The sequence below is a fragment of the Planktotalea sp. genome, from assembly GCF_018607995.1.
In the GTDB taxonomy this organism is placed as follows: Bacteria; Pseudomonadota; Alphaproteobacteria; order Rhodobacterales; family Rhodobacteraceae; genus Planktotalea.
On the sequence record NZ_JABBAL010000034.1, the window covers coordinates 69,672 to 86,343 of the forward strand.

The 16,672-nt window shown below is 53.2% G+C and carries 17 protein-coding genes; 9 read left to right on the plus strand and 8 right to left on the minus strand.

Features of this window, described 5'->3' with window-relative positions; all coding sequences use genetic code 11:
* Nucleotides 1–4: 4 nt before the first annotated feature.
* The gene (locus tag QZ280_RS14620; protein ID WP_293445605.1) at nucleotides 5–331 is read left to right on the plus strand and encodes a hypothetical protein; all 327 of its coding nucleotides are present in this window, start codon (nucleotides 5–7) and stop codon (nucleotides 329–331) included.
* Here QZ280_RS14620 and QZ280_RS14625 read toward each other — a convergent pair.
* The 3 genes from QZ280_RS14625 to QZ280_RS14635 form a co-directional block, all read right to left on the minus strand.
* Complete coding sequence (locus QZ280_RS14625; protein WP_293445507.1) at nucleotides 311–1,261, minus strand: aldose epimerase family protein; 951 nt, start codon at nucleotides 1,259–1,261, stop codon at nucleotides 311–313. The two genes, QZ280_RS14620 and QZ280_RS14625, sit on opposite strands and share 21 nt — an antisense overlap.
* 118 nt (nucleotides 1,262–1,379) lie before the next feature.
* Entirely contained in the window at nucleotides 1,380–1,688 is a 309-nt protein-coding gene (locus QZ280_RS14630) for a hypothetical protein (protein WP_293445509.1), read from the minus strand.
* Nucleotides 1,689–1,733: 45 nt separating this feature from the next.
* A complete protein-coding gene (locus QZ280_RS14635) occupies nucleotides 1,734–2,003 on the minus strand; it encodes a hypothetical protein (protein ID WP_293445511.1) in 270 nt (89 codons plus the stop codon).
* A 397-nt stretch (nucleotides 2,004–2,400) separates the two neighbouring features.
* On the opposite strand from QZ280_RS14635, the gene QZ280_RS14640 reads away from it, so the two are divergent.
* Genes QZ280_RS14640 through QZ280_RS14655 form a run of 4 tightly spaced genes read left to right on the plus strand, consistent with a single transcriptional unit; the run spans nucleotide 2,401 to nucleotide 6,233 of the window.
* Nucleotides 2,401–3,129, plus strand: coding sequence for a carboxyltransferase domain-containing protein (locus QZ280_RS14640; protein WP_293445513.1), 729 nt, complete (start codon nucleotides 2,401–2,403; stop codon nucleotides 3,127–3,129).
* The gene (locus QZ280_RS14645) at nucleotides 3,126–4,130 is read left to right on the plus strand and encodes a biotin-dependent carboxyltransferase family protein (RefSeq protein WP_293445515.1); all 1,005 of its coding nucleotides are present in this window, start codon (nucleotides 3,126–3,128) and stop codon (nucleotides 4,128–4,130) included. Before QZ280_RS14640 ends, QZ280_RS14645 begins: the two co-directional genes overlap by 4 nt.
* Entirely contained in the window at nucleotides 4,127–4,894 is a 768-nt protein-coding gene (locus tag QZ280_RS14650; RefSeq protein ID WP_293445517.1) for a 5-oxoprolinase subunit PxpA, read from the plus strand. Before QZ280_RS14645 ends, QZ280_RS14650 begins: the two co-directional genes overlap by 4 nt.
* On the plus strand, nucleotides 4,887–6,233 hold the full coding sequence (locus QZ280_RS14655) for a CoA transferase (protein ID WP_293445519.1): 1,347 nt from the start codon (nucleotides 4,887–4,889) through the stop codon (nucleotides 6,231–6,233). Before QZ280_RS14650 ends, QZ280_RS14655 begins: the two co-directional genes overlap by 8 nt.
* Before the next feature lie 70 nt (nucleotides 6,234–6,303).
* Here the strand turns inward: QZ280_RS14655 and QZ280_RS14660 are convergent, their stop codons facing one another.
* From QZ280_RS14660 to QZ280_RS14680, 5 genes are read right to left on the minus strand one after another with little or no spacing between them, the layout of a single operon-like run.
* Nucleotides 6,304–7,536, minus strand: coding sequence for a Tm-1-like ATP-binding domain-containing protein (locus QZ280_RS14660; RefSeq protein ID WP_293445521.1), 1,233 nt, complete (start codon nucleotides 7,534–7,536; stop codon nucleotides 6,304–6,306).
* Nucleotides 7,533–9,017: an aldehyde dehydrogenase family protein gene (locus tag QZ280_RS14665; RefSeq protein WP_293445523.1), complete on the minus strand. Its 1,485-nt coding sequence runs from the start codon at nucleotides 9,015–9,017 to the stop codon at nucleotides 7,533–7,535. Before QZ280_RS14665 ends, QZ280_RS14660 begins: the two co-directional genes overlap by 4 nt.
* A 5-nt stretch (nucleotides 9,018–9,022) precedes the next feature.
* On the minus strand, nucleotides 9,023–10,540 hold the full coding sequence (locus QZ280_RS14670; RefSeq protein WP_293445525.1) for a tripartite tricarboxylate transporter permease: 1,518 nt from the start codon (nucleotides 10,538–10,540) through the stop codon (nucleotides 9,023–9,025).
* Nucleotides 10,541–10,554: 14 nt separating this feature from the next.
* Nucleotides 10,555–11,094, minus strand: a complete 540-nt coding sequence (locus QZ280_RS14675; protein ID WP_293445527.1) for a tripartite tricarboxylate transporter TctB family protein — start codon at nucleotides 11,092–11,094, stop codon at nucleotides 10,555–10,557.
* A 58-nt stretch (nucleotides 11,095–11,152) separates the two neighbouring features.
* On the minus strand, nucleotides 11,153–12,097 hold the full coding sequence (locus QZ280_RS14680) for a tripartite tricarboxylate transporter substrate-binding protein (RefSeq protein ID WP_293445529.1): 945 nt from the start codon (nucleotides 12,095–12,097) through the stop codon (nucleotides 11,153–11,155).
* 113 nt (nucleotides 12,098–12,210) lie between these two features.
* On the opposite strand from QZ280_RS14680, the gene QZ280_RS14685 reads away from it, so the two are divergent.
* From QZ280_RS14685 to QZ280_RS14700, 4 genes are read left to right on the plus strand one after another with little or no spacing between them, the layout of a single operon-like run.
* Nucleotides 12,211–13,020: an IclR family transcriptional regulator gene (locus tag QZ280_RS14685; protein WP_293445531.1), complete on the plus strand. Its 810-nt coding sequence runs from the start codon at nucleotides 12,211–12,213 to the stop codon at nucleotides 13,018–13,020.
* Nucleotides 13,017–14,396 carry an aspartate aminotransferase family protein gene (locus QZ280_RS14690; protein WP_293445533.1) on the plus strand — a complete coding sequence of 460 codons (1,380 nt, stop codon included), beginning with the start codon at nucleotides 13,017–13,019 and terminating at the stop codon, nucleotides 14,394–14,396. The genes QZ280_RS14685 and QZ280_RS14690 overlap by 4 nt, the downstream gene beginning before the upstream one ends.
* 39 nt (nucleotides 14,397–14,435) lie before the next feature.
* Nucleotides 14,436–15,719 carry an aminotransferase class III-fold pyridoxal phosphate-dependent enzyme gene (locus QZ280_RS14695; protein WP_293445535.1) on the plus strand — a complete coding sequence of 428 codons (1,284 nt, stop codon included), beginning with the start codon at nucleotides 14,436–14,438 and terminating at the stop codon, nucleotides 15,717–15,719.
* Complete coding sequence (locus QZ280_RS14700) at nucleotides 15,716–16,651, plus strand: phosphotransferase (RefSeq protein ID WP_293445537.1); 936 nt, start codon at nucleotides 15,716–15,718, stop codon at nucleotides 16,649–16,651. Before QZ280_RS14695 ends, QZ280_RS14700 begins: the two co-directional genes overlap by 4 nt.
* Nucleotides 16,652–16,672 lie beyond the last annotated feature (21 nt).

Sequence of the window (16,672 nt, forward strand, 5' to 3'; positions counted from 1 at the left end):
CTTTATGAATTTTTGGACACCCAACACGCCGCGCTTTACGGGCAAAAATGCGGAACATTTGCGCGCACCTTTCCTAAGGCATCGCCTTGGATCATCACTTAATGAGATGGGGATTCTGTCGCTCATTATCCGCGGCGCACTGGATGGGCCCTTGACCAGCGAAGAGTATTACAAGCTCTTGCGCACCCGCAAAATTTCGCCGCGTTATCAGCGGGAAGCATTCAAGAAACCCGTCGATAAGGGTCACAAAGATTTGCCGCGCTCCATGGGGGAATATATCCTGAAGCAGAACCCGAACCGCGCTGTGCGGCTAGGTACGCGCGCGTTGTGACAGTTTGAATTCAGTCACAGCTTTGTAAGTATCTTCTGGCTTCAAAACCATATTGGGAAAGCCTATGTGATTGATAGCATCCGGCCAAACCTGCGGTTCAATCGCGAGACCGGATCGATCTATGTGGCGCCCATCGTAGACCTGCACGCCACTTTCCGTACTCGCAACCTCCAATGAAATTCCACTGTGTTCAGAAACTAAGCGTAGCACAGGCCGCAACGTTTCGCGCTCATGCGAAACACAAAAATTATGATCCAGGGCCGTCGCTCCCAAAGCTCGGGTCTCTCTGAAATCAAACCGCGTGCCAGACATGGGTGCAATCTGACCCGTAGGCACGTTATTTTCATTAGTTGGAAGATAGTGCTCCGCATTAATCTGCATCACATGCGCGTTAATTGTGTCCTGCCTTGAAAGGTTCCAATAGATGTGCGGCGCGAATGTGCACAGGGTCTCGCGATCTGTCGTTGCCGTAATTTCCACACACAGTGTTGACTCAAAAAGCTGATAGCGCACCTGCACCTTCAAATGACCAGGAAAGCCCATGTGTCCATCTACCATCTCAAGCGTCAGAACCGCATGTTGCGGCCCATGTTCCAGCACGCTCCAAACCTGCTGGCTAGATCCCTCGTCCCCGCCATGGAGGCAATTGCCAGTGGTTTCGTTTTCGTCGAACGAATGTTCATTACCATTAACCGTCGCACGCGCGTGAGCAATCCGATTGGCAACACGTCCAACAATGGCCCCGCAGTAGATGTAACGGTCTAAGTAATCGGTAATATTGTCACTGCTCAAGACGACGGGTTGACCCCTGAAAATTAGGCTTTGAACACTCGCCCCATAGGTCAAAATCCCAACTGTGAGGTCATCGTTTTCCAATGTAAGCTTAGACACGTCCTGCCCGCTTAGGAGGGAATTAAAATGGGTAATCATCGGTTCTCTTACACGCGCGATGCGAGGTAGGTTGAAACGTCCTCGGCAATTTTTTGCAGCTCAAGTTTCGACAGACCTTTACCCTTCGCGTTTATCCTGACGCCGGCTTTACCTGCAATTATATCCAAGGGTATACTGCGCGTTTAGATTTTATTGTCAGTGGCCTAGGTAGGTTTTTCTTATTTGGTTTTGGCCCACGCTTTAACTTTGGAACAATGATATGATACTCTCGCTTTGGGGCGGTTTCAACATCAACCTCATCCATGATTTTTTCGCGCAGTGACACGCAGGCAAGGCCCAAAGACACGTCACCTTGTAGCACTGACAGCCGTGCTGCGATTTCTTCTTGGCTCAGGTCTGATAGGCTTTCGGTGAACGATCCGATGGATAGTAATTCTTCAATCCCGTTCAGGTCTTTTCGCATCATGTTTTCGTGAAAGCGCTCTTCCAAATTTGCGAGCGCGGCATCGCCTTAATCCGTTGAAAGGATCGCTAAAACAGGAAGACCCAGTAGACAGTAGACCTCAATTCGACGGCATCCAGGTTGCACGACAACCGCACTATCTGTTTGAAGTGGACTTCCTTCATTGGGCCGCCAATCAGAATCGACGGGACTCACACGAATGGGCTGGGTTTGACCAAGGCGCGCAATATTGCCTTTCAATGCTTCAAACGCTTCATCAGACAACCAATCACTGCCTGCAGGATCATTAATCTGCGTCACATCAAGCAACATCGCCATTCAGGATGCCGAACACAAGTGCGCCATACGTTTCTTCGATACGATGCTTTAGCAAGTTCATCGCAGAACCGACCTACATGCCCCCCATCGCAGGCTTAGGACCGATTCTGATCCCTTAGACGTTTTATTATGACAGGGTAAGGAGCGAAAACCATGTTTAAGGCAAGAGATACTATGTCTAAGAATGGGTAGCGCTTTGATGAGTTTGGGGTGTCCTTATGGACTAGACATAGAGCCAATTAAAATTAAACAAAAATATAGAAACGCTGCCCGTTAAGAATTTTAGAGTGAAACCTGACAGCTTAATGCTTTTTCACCGAATCAACTTCGCTATGGTGACGTTTGCTTGTTCAGATCGCGTGATGCAGTGGAAGAGATTGATTGAAAAGATGCAAAAATGATAGTGCACACCCAAGAGCGTTTCCCCGAACTGAGGTTTGTCGGTGTGGATGGCGTACTTGTACGTTTCGGGGCGGATGTGACAGAGCAGGCGAATGTTGCGGCCTTCTCGTTTCATCAACATATTGACTCGCTCAGACTGCAAAGCATTCTTGAAAGCGCACCGTCTCTGAGCGCTGTTTTTTTGCGACTTGATCTTGCAGGCGATCTTGATGCCACCGTGCAACTCATTGAGGCGGAGATGCGGGCCAAGGACTGGCTTGGCCTGCCTTTTAAGCCAGGCAGGCGATGGACCATTCCGTGTAGCTTTGATGGCCCACAGCTTAGCGAAGCGGCGGGATTGGCTGGTGTAAGCGAAGCCAGTACGATTGCGCAAATTACTGATTCACGGCTACGTGTTCTTACACTTGGGTTTGCGCCGGGGCAGCCGTATTTAGGCAGTTTAGAGCCACATTGGAACATTCCGCGCATGGGCGGAGTCGCGCCGAAAGTACCTGCCGGTGCTCTGGTTGTCGCCGTGCGTCAGCTTATTATTTTTAGTTTCGAGGCACCGACAGGTTGGCGCCATATTGGCCAAACTGCATTTCGATGTTTTGACAAGAACCGCACAACGCCGTTTGCGTTTGAAGCTGGGGATGTGGTCCGGTTCGCGCAAGCGAGCGCAGGAGAGATTGAGGATCTACGCCGGGATACTTTTGGCGGGGCGCGATTGGAGACTTTGACATGACCTCCTCGTTTTATGTCGAACACTGCGGCCCTGCGGTGACTGTTCAAGACGCGGGCTGGCGCGGAACGTTGGCGAGCGGTTTGTCGCGGGGCGGGGCGGCAGACACATTGGCTTTGGCACAGGTTTGGGCTTTGCTCGGGCAAGAGGGCTCCGCCGTTCTGGAGCTGGCGGGTCTTGGAGGACGATTCGAAGCTCTCTCAGCTACGCGCATCGCTTTCGCGGGGGCGAATATGGATCTGCGGTTGGATGGCGAAGCGTTGCTGGATCATGCAGTGCACCGCGTTGAGGTCGGGCAGGTTCTTGACATTGGTGCAGCGCGCGCCGGAACCTATGGATATCTTGGAGTTGGCGGCGGACTTGAAACACCGCGCTTCTTGGGCTCTGCGAGTACGCATCGTGGGGCGGGGCTGGGGCAAGTGATCGAGGCCGGACAAACGCTCGCCTGTGGGGCAGATGCTACGCCAGATCGTGTTGGGCTTAAGCTGCCGCAGATGAATGCCAAGAGTGGTGCCATTCGCATGGTGCCAACAGCCCATACCTTGCTCTTTTCAAAGGATCAGCGCGAGGCGTTTGAGAGAACGGCTTTCACACGTGGGGCGCGTGGCAATCGGCAAGGAATCGCGCTGGAGACGGATGTGAGTTTTGCGCTTAAGGGCGGTCAATCTATACCGTCTGAAACTGTGATTCCCGGTGATATTCAAGTTCCGGGGCAGGGGGCGCCGTTTGCGCTTTTGGCGGATAGTCAAACGACAGGGGGCTACCCTAGGATTGCTGCGATCTTGCCGTGTGATTTACCGAGGGTGGCGCAGGCGGATGTGGGCGAGACTTTGCGGTTCTCATTCGTGAGCCGCGAAGAGGGTATCGCGTTCGAACGCGCGGATCGCAAAGCGCGTGCAGCATTAGTGAAAGCCTGTACGCCAATTTTACGCAACCCAGCAGACATAAATGACCTGTTGTCCTATCAGTTGATCAGCGGCGCAATATCAGGAGAAAATGAATGACACAGACTGTCGATTTGAATGCAGATATGGGCGAGAGCTTCGGGGCTTGGACACTTGGCAACGATAGCGCACTTTTGGATATCGTGACCTCTGCTAATATTGCCTGTGGCTTTCATGCGGGGGACCCTGATGTGATGGCGCAGACGATGAAATTGGCCGTCGAAATGGGCGTCGGTATTGGCGCGCATCCTGGCTTTCCAGACTTGAGAGGGTTTGGGCGTTACCGTATGCATTTGCCTTTGCCGCAATTGGCAAATGCGGTGCGCTATCAATTGGGCGCGGCGCAAGCTATGGCCAAGGTCGCAGGCGGGCACGTGCGTCATTTGAAGCTACATGGGGCTTTGGCGAATATGTGTTCCGAGAACTACGAAATGGCAGAAGCCTGTTATCGCGCGGCTTTGGAAGTTGATTCAGAGATCATCATCATGGTCTTGGCTGGCACGCAGCAGCAAAAGGCGGTTGAAGCACTTGGCTGTGCCTATGCGGCCGAGATTTTTGCGGATCGCGCCTATAATGATGATGCTACTTTGGTGGATCGCGCTTTGCCGGGGGCTGTTATTCATGATGCGGATCTTGCGGCTATGCGCATGGTTGAGATGGTGCAAGCGGGTGCGATGATTGCGGAAAGTGGCAAGCGTATTCCAACGCGGATCGATACGATTTGCATGCATGGAGACACCCCCGAAGCGGTTGAGATCGCACGTGCAGTGAAAGCCGCGTTAGAGGCGGCAGGCATCGCCGCGAAAGCTTTTCCGCATGAGTGAGCAGAACCCGTTTTGGCAAGACTTGAACGGTGCCGTGTTTGGCGAACAGATCGCGCCATATCAGGTGACGGGGCGGGGGCATCTATCTTCGTTCTATTGCACCTCTGATATGGCAGAAGCCTCTATCGGTTTAGCAGGGACTGCTTTGGCGCGATATTGTGGTGTGGCGAGCGATACGGTCACCGTGGATCGCCGTCTTGCGTCGCTCTGGTTTGGTATGACGTTGCGCCCTGACGGATGGGAGCTGCCCTCGCTTTGGGATGAGGTCGCGGGTGATTATCAATGTGCCGACGGATGGATTCGGCTGCACACGAACGCGCGCCATCACCGTGATGCTGCTTTGCATGTTTTGAACGTCGCTGTTGACCGCGATGCTGTGAGAGAGGCGGTTTTAGCGTGGAGAGGGATTGAGCTGGAAACTGCGATTGTTACTGCTGGTGGGTGCGCGTCGTTTATGCGCACCACAGAGGAGTGGGCGCAGCATCCGCAGGGCAGGGCGGTCGCGTCTAATCCTCTGGTGTATTGGGAGACCCATGGATCGTGCACATCTCGTTCGCTTCCTGAAAAGATTAGTCTCGCTGGTTTAAAAGTCCTTGATCTCACCCGCGTCCTTGCAGGGCCAGTGGCAACACGGTTTTTGGCGGGCTTTGGTGCAGAGATCTTGCGCATTGATCCGCCATTCTGGACCGAGCCGAGTGTCGAAATGGAAGTCACGCTTGGCAAACGCTGTGCGGGTCTTGATCTGCGCGTGGACACGGACGTGCAACGCTTGAAAGACCTGATGAAAGAGGCGGATGTTTTCGTGCACGGGTACCGTGCGGATGCGTTCGAAAATCTGGGGCTGGGTCGGGATATGCGTCGGTCGTTGAACCCACATATGATTGATGTGTCGCTGAACGCCTATGGCTGGAGCGGTCCTTGGGTTGCGCGGCGTGGTTTTGACAGTTTGGTGCAGATGAGTTGTGGCATTGCGGCGCTCGGGATGCAGGAATCTGGTGAAGCGCGCCCCGTGCCTTTACCTGTTCAGGCGTTGGATCACGCGACGGGATATCTGGTTGCTGCCTGCGTTTTGGAAGCTTTGTCAAAGCGCGCGACCGGTCAGATCACATCGGCACGTTTGTCATTGGCGGCCACAGCGCATCTTTTGGCGCAGCATCGATGCGCGCGCGTGTCAGAGGGCGCGATTGTTCAATCATCTGAAGATTTTGATTCGAAGTGTGAGGCAACAGGATGGGGTCCCGCATTTCGTGTGAAAGCCCCGATCGATGTCTCGGGACAGGTGATGGAGTGGACGCTCGGTGCGGGGCCGCTTCGTCGACATGATTCACACTGGTCGTGATTTAGTGTGCAGCGCAGATTTGATGAGAGCCAAAAATCTGATAATCAGTCTTATGTAAAATTTATAAAATCTAACTCACGACCGTACCATCCGCACACCAGCCATCAAATATCTCAAGCGCTTTGTCTGCAAATTCAGCGTCGTTGATGTGGCAGGCGAGGCGGTGCGCTTGGATATTATCGGGCAAACTCACCTCTAGCTCTGCCAAGAACGCGGCAAGACCGTCTGGGTTATGTAGATCCGCACCTTCTCGATCCCATTCACCAAGCCCATGGGTGGGTAAGATCATCTTCACAGGGCCTGTGGCCTGCGCGAGCCTGTCCACATGGGCCTGTGCAACAAGCTTGGTTTCCGCAGCTGCCAGCACGATAGAGGTTAGCAAGCGATTGTGCGCATGTTTGAGATGTTTATCCCATTTGTCTGCGATAGGCTGCCAGCCTACGACATCCACCAGATCATAGCAGCCCGGTGCCACGATTTGCGGTGTCCCGTTGGCACCCGCGTTGGTCAATCGATCAGCGCCCGCAGAAATATTTGACCCGTTCACGTGATTGCCCACCTCTTGAGTGCAAAAATCGAAAACGCAGGCGAAAGCACCCTGCGCTGCAAGGCTCTCAAAGGCGCGCCCGCCCATGCCTGTTGCGTGAAAGACGGCGACTTCAAAGCCGCGCTCTTCCAATGCAGGTTTCAATGGGATCACATATTTCAATGCGGATGTGCCCAGTGACATCATCCCGATCAAAGGCTTCTTCGGGTCTGGCAATTGCACGGCACGCGCTGCGCCCAAGACCGCGCCTGCTGCTTGGGACAACGATGCTTTGCAAACTGAGTTTAAACCATAAAGCCCCCCTGCCCAGAGGATCATCTGTGTGTCTGCCGCCAAGCGCTGCGCAGGGATAAGCGGCGAAAATGAAACAGTGGAGACGATATATTTCGGCACGCCCAAAGGCAGGGCAGAGGCGACATCAAGTGCGAGGTCCGTTCCCATCGTTCCGCCGAGCACGATCATACCGTCGAACCTGCCCTCGCGGTGCAAACGCGCGGCAAGCAGGCTCGCGCCTTTCGCCATGATTTGCATGGCTTTGTTTTCATCACCGCTGTCAATTGCGGCTTGGATTGAACTGCCACCCTCGCTCGCGACATCATGCTTGGCAAAATCGCACGGCTTTGAGGGATCGCCCAAAACGGAGACATCCATTGTCACGACTTTCCCGCCTTGCTCGCGGATCACATTCGCAAGGAAGCCGAGTTCGTCGTCTTTGGTGTCGTAGGTGCCAATCACCAGAATGTTTTTATCGCTCATAGCTTGATCCACGCAGTTTTGAGGATGACATATTTCTCTATCGCGTGCAGTGACTTGTCTGATCCGTTGCCAGATTGACCGACACCCCCCAAGGGCACGGTGCCGTCTGCGCCGCCATATGTGTTGATATGCATAACACCCGTGCGCACGCCACGGATCATGCGGTGGGCGCGGCCAAGGTTCGACGTCCACGCCGCACCCGCCAACCCGTAGACAGTGGCGTTGGCGAGCGCGATGGCCTCCGCTTCGGTCTCAAACGGGGTGACGCCAAGGACAGGACCGAAGACCTCTTTTTGGGTCAATGTTGCATCACGGGTCACGCCTGTCACGATCGTTGGCTCCATGTAATAGCCGCCAGTTTCTTGCAAAATCTGTGTGCCACCTAAAGCGATTTTGCCGCCCTCAGAGGTCGCCGTTTTGACGAACCTGAGATTCGCTTTCAATTGCACCTCTGAGTTTACCGCGCCTATATGGGTCTCCATGCTAAGGGGATCTCCAACGCGCATCTGGGTCGTGGCTTTAGCAACAGCAGCGACAAAATCATCGTGGATCGACGCCTCCACCAATAGCCGCGAGCCTGCGACACAGACTTGGCCTGAATTGCGAAAAATTCCGCCAGCTACGACCTGAGCTGCCTCGTCAAGATTGGGGGCGTCAGCGAAGACAATGTTGGGCGATTTGCCCCCTAGCTCCAAATAGACGCGTTTCATGTTGGAGCGCGCCGCGTATTCCATCAAGCGTCGACCCGTGTCACCAGAGCCTGTAAAAACTAACACATCGATATCCATCGAAAGCCCCATCGCTTCGCCAACGACTTTGCCTTCCCCTGTCACAGCGTTCAAAACGCCGGACGGCAAACCTGCCTCAAGCGCAAGTTCGCACATGCGCATCAGGGAAAGTGACGCCGTCTCGGAGGGTTTCAACACCACTGAATTACCCATCGCCAAGGCTGGGCCAAGTTTCCAAGCACCAATCATCATCGGGAAATTCCACGGGATGATTGCGCCAACGACACCAACAGGTTCCTTGTGGATCATACCAAGGATATCAGATGAGGTCGGTGCAATCTCTCCATAAATCTTGTCGAGCGCTTCTGCGTAATAACGGATTGTGCCTGCGGCTGAGCCTGGCTCTGCCTTAATGGCCATGCCGATCTCTGTGCCATTGTCGCGCACGCCGAGGACTGCGAGTTCCAACGCATTGGCATCGATTAAGTCGGCCCATTTCAGTAGCACCTTTTTGCGCGCCGCAGGAGGTTGTCCAGCCCAACGCCCATCCTCGAACGCGGCACGCGCAGAGGCAATCGCGGCCTCCATATCAGCGGCGGTGCCTTTGGCGGTGGTTGTCAAAACCTGCCCGTCGATGGGCGAGATGATATCCATCGTTCCACCATCAGACGCGGGGACATGTTTGCCATCAATCAAGTGCGAAAATGCCGAAACGGGCTGTGCTCGAAAAGTGTCGATCTGTTGCTGGTCCATAGGTCCTACCGTTGTTGGCTATCATGAAAGTCGTGATTTTCTTGCGGCTGATGTGCGCGGTATTCTTTGAACAGAGTTCGCAAATGCAAGGCCAAAACTAGCAAGATGATTACGAACAGAATAAACGTAATGGGTCGATCAATCATATCGAGCGGTGATTTGAGGCGGGGCATCGCAGAGCGGAGTTTTACCTCCATAATGCCACCCAGAACCATGCCTAGAATGATGGGCACGATCGGCAGATTCAAGCGTTTTAAAACAAGGCCCAAGACACCGAAGGTTGCCGCAATCATGCAATCTGTCAGCGAATTGCGCAGGCTATAGACCCCAACAAAGGATAGGATCAAAATTATTATGCCAAGAAAACGGGTCGGCACACGCATGACTTTCGTCAGCAGGTTGGTTGAGAACAGCAAGAACACCATAACAATGACATTCAACGCGATCAGTGCGAAATATAGGCCATACACCAGATCGATATTATTCTGGAAAAGTTGCGGCCCTGGAATGACATTGTGCACATAAAATACTGACAACATCATTGCTGTTAGGGCTTCCCCCGGAATGCCAAGGGCAAGCAAAGGAATCATAGCCGCGGCAGGCACCGCATTGTTTGCTGCTTCAGATGCGATCAATCCCTCGGGAGCGCCTTTGCCAAATGTCTCGGGAGATTTGGAAGTTTTTTGTGCATATGTGTAGCTCATGAATTGGGCGGTGAATTCGCCTGTTCCGGGGATCATCCCAAGGATCACACCAAAGCTGGAGGCGACCGTTGCGACACGTTTGTGCTTCATCAATTCGCGTATACCAACAAACATGCGCCCTTTTACAGGCTTGGCATCAGGGCTGCTATCTGGATTGCCGAGCAACAAAAACGCCTGAGACAGAGCGAACAATCCCAGCACGACAACGATCAGGTTCACGCCAGAACTGAGAAAGGAATAATCGAACGTATAGCGCTGCGTGTAGGTCACTGAGTCCAGCCCGATGGTTTGCAAGAAAATACCAAACATTGCCAACATTCCCGTTGCAAAAATTTGGCCGCGATGGGCAAGGATCACAAGAATGATGCCCAGCAATGCCGCAAGAAAAATTTCGCGGCTGCCAAACATCGGGGCGACTAAAGCCAATACAGGAGACAGCAGGATCAGGCAAAGGATACCAAAAATGCCACCCCAGAAGGACGCGGAATAGGCCAGTGACAGAGCACGATGCCCCTCACCCTTCTCAGTCATGGGATAGCCGTCATAAGACGTTAGTGCATTCACCGCAGTGCCCGGCGTGTTGATCAAGATCGCCGGAATCGCGCCACCATACATCGACGATCCATAAATTCCGAGCAGCATCGTCAGGCCAACAATCGGATCAAGAGAGAAGGTTGCAGGCAGCAAGATCGCAATGGCGACCGCAGGGCCAACACCCGGGATCGCACCTATGATGACACCACCGATGGACCCGATAAAGAGTGCGAGGATCACATCCCAGCGGGCCAGCATCTCTAGGCCAAGAAGTATGTTTTCCATTGCTTAGGATCCGATCAGAAATAGGTCAGCATGATTTGGCGCAGGCCGTCTGGCAGCACCTCATAGATCCGACCTGCGGGAAGATTAACCTTCAGCAAGGTCTTGAACACCACAACAACGATAAACGAGGAAACGATAGCAGCACTGATCATTTTAGCGTTGCGGTATCCTGATCGCAGGGTCAGCAAAATCGCAAAAATGATCGTTGTGGGCAGGTAGCCTGCGTAGGGAACCGATGCGGCATAGGCTATAAACCAGCCTGCGTATTCGACGGATTTGATCCAATGCCAAACCTCGCGCCAGCGTCCTTCTATTCGTTCGGAAAAAGCAGAGCCCAGAAGGTGAAAAACTGCAAAAACCGACATTGTACCTAGCGAAATAGCGGGCCAAAAGCGTGGTTGTGCGACAAGCTTGCCACGTGATTGATAGGCGGTTTGATCAAATATTTGCGACAAAAGGAAGACCGAGAAGATAAGAACAATCCAGGCAAACACAATGTCTCCGGGGCGGCGATAGCGTTTGAACAAGGATTGAAGCGTTTTGACGCGCGACATGGTCAACCTTCCAAAAAGAATGATCGGGCAACACACACGCTGCCCGACCAAATTGAGATTACTCAGCAAGCATCACTTCGATACCGGCCATTGTCTCCATGTCTTTCTTGATCTGCTCAACCACTTCGCCAGCAGGTTGCCAGTAGACAGCAGCACCTGTTTCAGCGGCCAATTTCTGCGCACGCTCAGACATCATGGTCTTTTGAGCAACGGCAATAATTTTGTCCTGTACATCTTGTGGTGTGTCTTTGTTCACAAACAAACCGTTCCACAATGCCACGTCCAGAGCAGGCGCGAGTTCGGAAACTGTAGGCGCGTCAGGTGTCAACGTAATACGTTCGGATCCGATTGATGCCAAAACCTTGACCGTATCGAGGCAAGGCAAGATCAGCTGAAGTGTTGTGTTGATCACATCGACATCACCTGATGCGAGCGTGTTGCAATCTAGCGCATCAAACGCTGCGTCCGCCGCGAAGGAGAAGCCCATTTCCTTGGCCAAACCAAATGTTACCTGCGTGGGCACCAAAGGCGCGCCAAAGTGGCCGAGCACCACTTCATTGTCTTGCGCATGAGCAGTTAGACCGGTCATGTCGTCATAAGGCGCATCTGCTCCAGCGGCGATCACAAACGGGTATGTCAGAAAGTTGCCAAGCGGAACGAAAGGATTCGGGTTCAGCTCTGGAATGCCAATGAATGGGCCCACAACAGGGATCGCGATGATGAAGGACCCGACAGTGTAGCCATCTGCAGGTGCGTTCGCGACGTCGATCGCTCCGGGGAACGGGCCACCGCCGCCGCCTGGCTTGTTCACGACGGCTGTTGGAACGCCATACTCAGCGGAAAAATCTTCCGCGATCATGCGTGTCAGAACGTCTTCCAGATCACCTGGAGGCCAGGGCACAACAAACTCCACCGGCTTCTCTGGATATTCCGCGAACGCAGGTCCCGCAACAGACGCCAGCGCAAGCGCCATGGCTGTCATTGATTTCGTAAATTTAGTCATTTCTGCCTCCCTATATTGGTTCATATATTGAACCATTGTTGTGCAAAAAGGTTGCCTTGTTAATCAACCTGTGTCAAACTTTTTCTACCCAAACTGCAGTAAGGTCGTTTCAGATGTCGTCCGTGATCAAAGCTCTGGATCTTCTCAGCCACTTCTCGGCGAGCCAGCCAGAGATTGGCCTGTCGCAGTTGTGCCGCATCGCAAAACGAGACAAGGCAACGACCTATCGTCATCTTCAGGCGCTTGAAGTCACAGGCTTTATTGAGCAAAATTCAGCTACCAAACACTATCGGCTTGGCCCTGCGGTGTTACAGCTTGCCGAGATCCGCGAAGCGACTGTACCGCGTAAATCCAGCGCTGAAGGCCCCTTGTTTGATCTCGCAGGTGCCACGGGTGAGACGGCGCATGTTACCGTGCTTTCTGGAACAAAGGTCTACGGTCTGGCGTCCTGCGAATCTCCCCGTCATGGCACACGTGCGATCGTCGACATTGACGTGTTTCCGCTACATGCCACTGCGTCCGGCCTGTGCGCTCTCGCTTTTGGTCCTAAATATCTGATGGAGGCTGGACTCGCTGACCTTACCTCTTTTACGCAAAAGACAGCGACAACACCGCAGATGTTGAGAGAGACAGTCCAAGCGATCCAACAAACTGGCTTCGGGGGCGCAAGGCACACCTATGAGGCCGAGGTTGTAGGTCTCTCCACACCCTTATTCGACCAAACAGGGCAATTTGCAGGTGCGGTTTCAGTTGCCAGCGTCGCGACGCGGTTCACACCCGCGCTGGAGCACATAATCAAAGAACATCTGATGATTGCAAGTCGCGATATTACTCGCAATTGGGGTGGCTTCATCCCTTCTGACATCGAAGGCCTTTGGGCCAAAACATTCACCTCGCCGCGTGCATTGGAATCCACATCATGAAAGATTCAAACTTCCTTAAAGAAAACAATGGTCGCCTGATGTGGCACCCTATGACGTCGCCCAAAGACAGTATTGATAATCCTCCGAAAATCATCACAGGCTCAGGCGGTGTGACAATCACTGATATCGACGGGCATTCTGTTGTCGATGGCGTTGGTGGCCTGTGGAACGTCAACCTTGGGTATTCATGCCAACCTGTCAAAGACGCGATGGCGGCGCAGCTTGATAAGCTACCTTATTATTCCACCTTCCGCGGCACATCCAACGATGTTGCGATTGAGCTGTCTTTTGAATTGTCCAAGTTCTTTGAACCCGATGGCATGTCGCGCGCGTTCTTCACGTCTGGTGGATCGGATTCGGTAGAGAGCGCCCTGCGCCTTGCCCGTCAGTACCATAAATTGCGCGGCGAAGAGGGTCGCACGAAGTTTCTGAGCCTCAAGAAAGGTTATCATGGCACGCATATCGGTGGCGCATCCGTAAATGGCAACGCGAACTTCCGCACCGCCTACGAGCCGCTTTTGCCCGGCTGTTTCCACATTCCCGCGCCTTACACGTACCGTAATCCGTTCAATGAGACCGATCCCGAAAAGCTCGCGCAGCTTTGCGTGCAAGCGTTGGAAGATGAAATCGCATTCCAAGGGGCGGGTACGATTGCTGCGATGATCATGGAGCCTATTCTTGGTGCGGGCGGTGTTATTCCACCGCATAAATCCTTCGCACCGATGGTGCAGGAGATTTGTAACCGGAATGGCATTTTGTTGATTACTGACGAAGTCATTACAGCCTACGGGCGCACGGGAGCATGGTCTGGTGCGCGCCTTTGGGGCATCCAGCCTGACATGATGTGCACTGCCAAAGCGATTACCAATGGATATTTTCCGTTTGGTGCCTTGATGCTTGGTCACCGCGTTGTGGAGGTGTTTGAAAACAACCCTGCCGCAAAGATCGGCCATGGTTACACTTACTCAGGTCACCCGGTTGGGGCTGCTGCTGCTCTAGCCTGTCTAAAAGAAACCAAACGTCTGAACGTGATTGAAAATGCTGCTGCACGCGGAACGCAACTGTTTGAAGGTGCACAGGCGCTGATGGGGAAATATGAGATCATTGGGAATGTGCGGGGCGGCCACGGTCTTATGACCGCGCTGGAAATGGTCAGTGATCGCACCACCAAAAAGCCAATTGATGCGGATACGGCACAGACCGTCCAAGACGTCACTTACGATAATGGCGCGATGGTGCGCGTCTCCGGACCGAACCTGATCTTGTCGCCCCCTCTCGTGCTGACTGAAGACGACGTTACCATCATGTTGAACGCCATCGACGCGGGCTTTGCGGCGGCCACGAAAAGCCAAGCTAAATCGCAAACACTGGAATAAGTAATTGATCGTCGCTCACGATGATTTCTGGAGTGTACTATGACCCGCACAACTCAACAGCTCCTTGCTGATCGTGCTCGTTTGATGGGACCGAATGTGTCGACGTTTTACGAGGAACCCGTACATTTTGTGCGCGGCGAAGGTGTGTGGTTGTGGGATTCCGAGGGGCGCAAATATCTCGATTGCTACAATAATGTTCCGCATGTGGGCCATTGTAATCCACGCGTGGTCGAAGCGATTTGTCGCCAAGCGGGCACGCTCAATACGCATACGCGCTATCTGCATGATGGCATTCTGGATTATATCGAAAGGCTGACGGCAACGATGGATCCATCGCTGGACACTGCGATTTTGACCTGTACCGGATCGGAAGCTAACGACATTGCCCTGCGGATGGCCGAAGCAGTAACGGGCAAGCGTGGCATCATTGCGACGGATGCCACGTATCACGGCAACACATCGCTGGTCAGCCAATTGTCAAAGTCAAATATCCCAACCGTCGGCTTCGGCCTTGGGCAATATTTCCGCTTTGTGGATGCCCCCGACAGCTATCGCCATCCCAACCCTGATGGTGCGATTTTCGCAGCGCACGTCGCGGAACAAATCGAAAGGCTTATTGAGGATGGCACAGGCTTTGCCGCCCTTGTCGTGTGCCCCTATTTCCTGAACGAAGGTTTCCCCGACATTCCAGATGGCTGGCTGAAACCTATCGCTGACGTTGTTCGCAAAGCCGGTGGATTGTTGATCTGCGACGAAGTCCAATCGGGCTTTGGGCGGACTGGCACACATCTTTGGGCGCATGAGAAAATGGGCGTTGTTCCAGACATCATGGTGCTGGGCAAACCGATGGCCAACGGCCATCCCGTTGGCGGCGTTGTCGCGAACCGTGATATCGTTGCGGCCTTCCGTAAAGGGTATCGCTATTTTAATACTTTTGGTGGCAATCCCGTCTCTTGCGCGGCAGCCATGGCAGTACTTGAGGAGATAGAGGCACAAGACCTGCAAGCCAATGCCAAACGTGTTGGCGATCACGCCCGCAAAAGGATGACTACGCTGGCTGCAAAATATGACATTATAGGTGATGTTCGCGGCTCGGGCCTGATCTTTGGGGCTGAACTCGTGAAGGAGCACACAAACAAGACCCCCGCCAGCAATATGACCGACCGCGTCATCAACGCGATGCGCTCGCGTGGGATTATCCATTCCAAATTGGGCCGCCACAAAAACACGCTCAAAATTCGCCCACCTATGCCTTTCTCGATCGAGAATGCAGATCTATTGTTCGACACGCTTGATGACGTCCTCAGTGAGGTAACGCGATGAGTGCGACTGTCGACAAAGCCTTGCAACTTTGGAGTCTGTCAGACGCATGCTACACACTTGTCGCAGCACGTGAGAACGCGGTGTATAAAGTAACGACGCCCTCAAAAAATTACGCTTTGCGTTTGCATCGGCGAGATTATCGCACCGATGCGGAGCTGGCATCAGAACTCCAATGGATGAACGCGATCCGCATTGGCGGGTTAAGCGTCCCCTCTCCGATCCGCTCAACCTCAGGCGCCGTCATGCAGGTGATTGATGGTGTCCAAGTTGATGTACTCGACTGGCTTTCGGGCGAAACGCTTGATGTTGTTCTAGAGCAATCCAACCCCGCTAAACGCGCGGCGTTGTTTCATATGCTTGGGCAAAACATGGCACGATTTCATGATATTTGCGATGCTTGGCAGCAACCGGATGGCTTTACCCGCTGCGCTTGGGACAGTGAGGGTTTGTTGGGTGATGCACCACTTTGGGATAGATTTTGGGAAAACCCTGGCCTGTCATTAGAAGACCGCGCGCTGCTCGCTGTTTTTCGTCAAAAAGCCCGTGCAGAGCTGACGACGCGTACAAACGAGCTAGACCATGGCTTGATCCATGCGGATTTTGTGGCGGTGAATGTTATGGTTAATGAAACGGGACTGCAGCACTTCATCGACTTTGATGATGGTGGGTTTGGCTATCGTATGTTTGAACTTGCGACGGCGCTGCTAAAACACATAGGCGCGCCCGATTTTACCGACCTAAAGCAGGCGCTTATCAACGGATATACGCAGATCCGCCCTATTGATCTTGGCACTTTTGATTTGTTCATGGCACTACGGGCCACGACATATGTTGGATGGAATATCACGCGAAGGGGTGAAGACGGTGGCACCACTCGCAACACGCGTTTCATAAAGACTGCAACAAAACTCGCTGCAAACTACATCGGCTAACAGAACAGTTTTCAAAAAGAG